Origin of the sequence: Rhizobium sp. CBN3, from assembly GCF_030518245.1 — a bacterium.
Taxonomy (GTDB): domain Bacteria; phylum Pseudomonadota; class Alphaproteobacteria; order Rhizobiales; family Rhizobiaceae; genus Rhizobium; species Rhizobium aethiopicum_A.
The window spans coordinates 137,004-143,003 of sequence record NZ_JAULSE010000015.1 but is presented as its reverse complement, the minus strand read 5'-3'; the positions used below and the strand labels follow the sequence as shown (position 1 = coordinate 143,003).

Genomic DNA, 6,000 nt, shown 5'->3' with positions numbered 1-6,000 from the left:
TGCAACGCGGGCTCGAAGCCCAATCAACCGTTCGAGCGAAGACATGGCGACGGAGATGCTCGCTGAGGTACGAGTTCGAAACCCAAGGATGACACGCATCCCCGTCGCGCAACCCGTTTATACACCAACGGCAACGTACAAGGATGAGGCGGGGGAGAAGTCGCGGATTACCAACGGAAGACGCAGCGGAGGGCACAACAAATAGCCCTCATGGTGAGGAGGCCCAAGGGGCCGTCTCGAACCACGAGGGCGGGTGGCTGGATAATCAACTTTCAGAAATTCTGGAACAGCTGCCTGACCGTATCGTAAGTCGCATTGGCGATGTTCAACGATTGCAGGCCGAGCTGCTGTTGCGTCTGCAGCGCCCTGAGCCTGCTCGACTCCTCCTCCATATCGGCATCGACGAGCCGGCCGATGCCGGCGGTGATGTTGTCGTGCAGCTGGGTTGCGAAGTCGTTCTGCAGCTCGATTCGTTTTTCCAGCGCGCCGAAGGCCGAGCCGACCGTCGTCAGCTGCGTCAGCGCCGCGTCGACGACGCTGATCATCTGGCCGATCTGCCCTTCCGTCGTCGTTGACGAGAGCGAAATGACGACCTGGCCCGCCGTGGTGCCGTTTTTGCTGGTCATCAGCACGTAATTCTGCGCGGTCCCGAGTTCGGTGGCGAAATAGGACGAGGTCAGCACGCCGTATTCGCCCGAGCCGGTGGCCCGGTCGTCGATCAGGTAGCGCGCATCCTTGGAGGTCGTGGCACCGACAGGCGTGTTGTCGATATGGTAGCTCAGCATGCCCACAGACACGGTGCCGTCGGCATTGCGGATGAAGGACGCCGGGATCTGGCGCGGCTGCGTCGGCGTGGCATCATTGTTGAGGATCACCCAGTTGTCGCTATTGAAGGTCGCCGATTCCGAAACGCTGCGCAGTTGCTCCTGCAGCTGCTTGAGCTCTTCGTTGATCTTGTTCTTGTCGACACCGTCCTCGGTGGCGGCGACGAGCTTGGCCTTGATCTCCGAGACGACGTCGATGACGTTCTGGACACCGGTATAGGCCGTGCCCATCGTCGCAGCCGCCATGCCGAGTGCATCCTGGACCGCCGAAATGGCCTTGTTGTCGGTGCGCGCGGTGGTGGCGATCGACCAATAGACGGCATTGTCGGCCGCTTTGGCGACACGCATGCCTGTCGTGATGTGGTTCTGCGTGACCGTCATATTGCGATTGATATCACGCAGCACATAGAGCGCCGCATCAACGGAGACGCGCTGATAAATACTCACGGAACTAGACTCCAAAAACACAACAGAACGCAACTGAACAGGGATGAACCTTCCGCACAGACGCTCATGTCCGGGGTCGCTGGGTCTCCAGCGCATTGCCTTCAAGAAACGAAGAAGGCCAGTCGGTTCCTGGCCACGATCATTGCCGCTTATGCTTAAAAAACGGCTAATCTTCAGAAGAAATTTATCTTATTCCGCAAGACTTCATACACCATAAGAAACGCAGCCGAATGGGAATCCGGCAGCGCGTTCAATGTGGATGCAAGGCTTACTCGGCGGCCTGCAACTGCTCCTCGTCGGGTGCGGCGCGCGGCCTCGTCGCGACCGACATCTCCTCGTGCAGGCGCGCCTCTTCATGGGCATGCGGCTTGGCGAAGCGGGCAAGCAGGAGGTAGGCGACCGGCGTGATGAACAGCGTCACCAGCGTCGCAAAACCGAGGCCGCCGACGATCACCCAGCCGAGCGCCACGCGCGCTTCCGCACCCGCGCCATGGGCAAAGACCAGCGGCACGCCGCCGAGAATGGTGGCGATCATCGTCATCATCACCGGGCGAAGGCGCAGCGAGCAGGCCTTTTCGATCGAGGAGCGCACGTCCTCACCCCTGTCCCGCAGCTGATTGGCGAATTCGACGATCAGGATGCCGTTCTTCGCCATGACGCCGACAAGCAGCACCAGGCCGATCTGGCTGTAGATGTTCAGGCTGGAACCGGTGACGATCAAAGCGAAGACGGCGCAGGCAAGGCCGAGCGGCACCGTCGACATGATGATCACCGAGGAGAGCACGCTTTCGAACTGGGCGGCGAGGACCAGGAAGATGATGACGATGGCGAAGCCGAAGGTCAGCGCCATGCCGTTCGAATTCTCTTCCAAAGTCGCGGCTTCCGCGAGCGGCAGCAGACGCGCGCCGGGCGGCAAGATCGGCTCGGCGAGCGCAGTCACCTGTTTCACCGCATCGCCGAGCGACATGCCGTTCTTGAGACCGGCGGTAATCGCGATAGAGGCGAGCTGCTGCTCGCGGTTCAGCTGCGGCGCGACCGAACCTTCCTTCATCGAGGCGATCACCGACATCGGCACGATCTTGCCGTCGCCGGTTTTCAGGAACACGTTTTCGAGATCCGTGGGGTCGTCGATCGGCCGCGTAGTCGAAGTCAAAAGCACGGGATAGGATTCACCGTCGACGAAGACGTCGACCACCGAACGCCCTTCGAGCAGCGACTGGATCGCCGTCGAAAGTCCGGTGATGTCGATGCCGAGATCCGAGGCGCGCTCGCGGTCGATCGCCACCGATACCTGCGCCTGGCTGGGCTCGTTGGTCAGCCGCGGCGTATCATATTGGCCGGTGGCGTCGAGCGCCTGCACCAGCTTGGCAGCCGCCGCCGTCAGCGCCTCATGATCGTTGCCGACAAGCGCCATCTGGACGCCGCTGCCGGCGCCGCGGATGCGCAGACTGTTGGAAGAGATGGCGTTGCCGCGCAGCGCCGGCACCTTCGCCGCCGCCTGGTTGATGTCGCCGACGATCTCCGCCTGCGTCCTCTGCCGCTCTCCCCAGGGAGCGAGCGTCAGCACCATGAAGCCGCTGTTCAGCGAACCGCCCTGGCCGGAGATCGAGAAGACGTTGCGGACGTCGCCGCTGTCGACCAGCGGCTGCAGATATTCCTCGACGCGCTGCATCTTGTCGCGGGTATATTCGAGGCTCGATCCCTGCGGCGTCGTCAGCCGCATCATCACCATCGATCGGTCCTCTTCCGGCGTCAGCTCGCTTTTGACCGTCGAGAAGGCGACGAGCGCGGCACCGGCGAAGATCACCGAAAAGAGGATAACGACGAATGGCGCGTTGAGGCAGCCGTGCAGCGCCCATTTGTAGAGGCTGGCGAAAGCCCCGCCGACGCGGCCGAGCGCACCGTGATCCTCGATCATCGGCTTCGTCAGCATGCGCGAAGCGAGCATCGGGCACAATGTCAGCGCCACGATCGACGACAGCCCGACCGAAAAGGCGAGCACGAAGCCGAATTCACGGAAGAGACCGCCGACCTGCCCCGGCAGGAAGGAGAGCGGGATGAAAACGGCCGCCAGCGTCGCGGTCGTGGCGATGACGGCGAAGAACACCTCGCGCGTGCCGAGCACGGCGGCCGCGCGCGGTCCCATGCCCTCGGCGCGCCGGCGCACGATGTTTTCGAGCACCACGATCGCGTCGTCGACGACGAGGCCGGTGGCCAGCACGATGGCGAGCAGCGTCAGAATGTTGATCGAGAAGCCGACCAGATAGATGGCAGCCAATGTCCCGATTAGCGCCACCGGCATGCTGACCGCCGGGATCAGTGTCGCCCGCCAGTCGCGCAGGAAGAGATAGATGACGGCGGTGACGATGACGGCGGCGAGCACCAGCGCCAGCACCACCTCATGGATTGCGCCTTGAATGAAGACGGCATCGTCGCTGGTGATGGCGATGGTCGTTCCCTCGGGCAGCGTCTTCGACAGCTGCTCGACGGCGGCCTTGATGCCGGTCGAGATATTCAGCGTATTCGACTGCGCCTGGCGGATGATGCCGAGGCCGATACCGGGCTTGCCGTTCGAGCGCAGCGCCGTTTCGCCGTCGCGCGGCCCGAGCGTCACCGTGGCGACGTCGCCGAGCCGGACGCGGTCCTGCAACATCACATTGGAGAAATCCGCCGGCGTCTGCAGGTTGGCAGTGGCGCGCACGACGATATCCTGCGTCGTGCTCTTCAGCGAACCGGCCGGAACGTCGAGCGCGGCATTGTCGAGCGCCTTGGTCAAGTCGCCGATGGTGAGCCCGCGGCTGGCGAGCGCGCCCTGGTCGACATCGACGCGGAAGACCTTCTCTTGGTCGCCATATTCCTCGACGTCGGCGACGCCATCGACGGAGGCGAGGCGATCGATCACCTCGTTCTCGACGAGCTGCGTCAGGTCGTCCATGTTGAGCTTGGTGGAGGTGACGGCAAGGCGCATGATCGCCGACGAATCCGAATCCGCCTTGACGATCTGCGGCGCATCCGCCTCGTCGGGCAGGTTCTGGGTGATGCGGCCGATCGCATCGCGCACGTCGTTGGCGGCGACCGCGAGATCGATCGCATCGGAGAATTCGAGCGTCACCCGGCTCTGGCCGAAGGAAGAGGTCGAGGAGATCGACTTCAGGCCGCTGACGCGAGCGACCGCGCCTTCGATCACCTTGGTCAGTTCCTGGTCGATCGTCTGCGGCGAAGCGCCGTCGAAAGTGGTGCGCACGGTGACGACGGGACGGTCGACATCAGGCAGCTCCCGCACCTCGACACCGACATAGGCCGCAAGACCGGCGACGACCATCAGCGTGTTGAACACCAGCGCCAGGATCGGCCGGCGAACGAAAAGCGCGGTGAAGCTCTGCTTGCCCGACGCTCGGTCCTGAGGCAGTTCGGTCACGCTCATTGGGTCGCGACCTCCCCGTTCGCGGCGACATCGGCACTGACACGCACCGCCCCGCCCTCACGCACGCGCTGCAGGCCCTGCGTCACGATCTTGTCGCCGTCCTTGAGGTCGGCTTTGACGAGAATGAAATCGGGATTGCGCTGCACGATGCTCACCCGCACCTTGTGCGACTTGTCGTCAGTCACCTGCCACACGAAGGATCCTTGCGAATCCCACTGCACGGACTGCGGATCGACCGCCGGATATTTGTCGCCGGGGAATTTCATGCTGACGCCGAAGGACATGCCGGCGCGCAGCTCGTCGGAAGAGTTGTCAATCCGGGCGCGCAGGCGCAGCGTGCGGCTTGCCGCGTCGATACGGTTGTCGACCGCCTCGATCACGCCCGAAAACACCTGCCCGGGCTTTGCCACCGACATCGCCTCCACCGGCTGGTCGACCGCAACCGTATTGGAAAAACGCTCCGGCACCCAGAAGTCGACGAGGATTTCCGAACGATCGTCCAGGGTGACGATCGGCGTTGATGTCGTGACATTGTCGCCGATATTGACCGGCACGATGCCGACAATGCCGTCGATCGGCGCCGTGATGTTGCGCCGGGCGAGATTGAGCTCGGCGGCCTGCAGCTGCAGCCGCGCGCCCTGCTCGGCGATCTCGGAATCGAAGACGTCCATGCGCGACACGCTGGACTTGATGTTGTGGTAGAGATTGGACTTCTCGACCGCCGCCTTCAGCGCCACATCCGCCTGGCCGCGCGCGATCACCTGCTCCTCGCTGTCGAGCTTGGCGAGTACCTGCCCGGCCTTCACCCTGTCGCCGGATTTGATGAGGATTTCGCGGATCGTTCCCGTGGCCTGCGGCGTCACCGCGACGGAACGGATCGCATCGCCTGTACCGATGGCGTTCAGCCGGTCGTTGACGACGCCTTGAACGACGGCCTGCGTCGCGACAAGAACGACGCTGTTGCGCCCGCCGCCGCTGCGGCGGTTCTGTCCCTGCCCTTGGCCGCGCTGCTGCCCCTGCGCCCCGGCGGAAGCACCGGCATCGGCTGTTTCAGGAGCTTTAGGTGCAATCATGGAAACGAGGCTATCCGGAATGCCTGCATCGCGCATCTTATCGCCGGCACCGGGCGCAAAGAAAACCCACGCGGCAAAACCGGCAATGATGACGATGAGCGAAAGTATAAACTGCTTCCAAAAGGCCATTCACGTCTCCGGAGGGACTCGAGGTTGGACCAGGGTCGGTCGAAAGAGGCGCTGCGGGATCAAGCTTCCCATCTGATGCGACAATATCGCGCGTTTACAGCTT

3 protein-coding genes are annotated in these 6,000 nt (G+C 63.2%); all 3 read right to left on the bottom strand.

Annotated features, from left to right (window positions below):
- Nucleotides 1–272: 272 nt before the first annotated feature.
- The 3 genes from QWJ46_RS21940 to QWJ46_RS21930 all read right to left on the bottom strand — a co-directional run bounded on the left by QWJ46_RS21940 (nucleotide 273) and on the right by QWJ46_RS21930 (nucleotide 5,897).
- Nucleotides 273–1,271, bottom strand: coding sequence for a flagellin (locus QWJ46_RS21940; RefSeq protein ID WP_302753841.1), 999 nt, complete (start codon nucleotides 1,269–1,271; stop codon nucleotides 273–275).
- Nucleotides 1,272–1,539: 268 nt separating this feature from the next.
- A complete protein-coding gene (locus QWJ46_RS21935) occupies nucleotides 1,540–4,695 on the bottom strand; it encodes an efflux RND transporter permease subunit (RefSeq protein ID WP_302753839.1) in 3,156 nt (1,051 codons plus the stop codon).
- The gene (locus tag QWJ46_RS21930; RefSeq protein ID WP_302753837.1) at nucleotides 4,692–5,897 is read right to left on the bottom strand and encodes an efflux RND transporter periplasmic adaptor subunit; all 1,206 of its coding nucleotides are present in this window, start codon (nucleotides 5,895–5,897) and stop codon (nucleotides 4,692–4,694) included. Before QWJ46_RS21930 ends, QWJ46_RS21935 begins: the two co-directional genes overlap by 4 nt.
- Nucleotides 5,898–6,000: the final 103 nt, after the last annotated feature.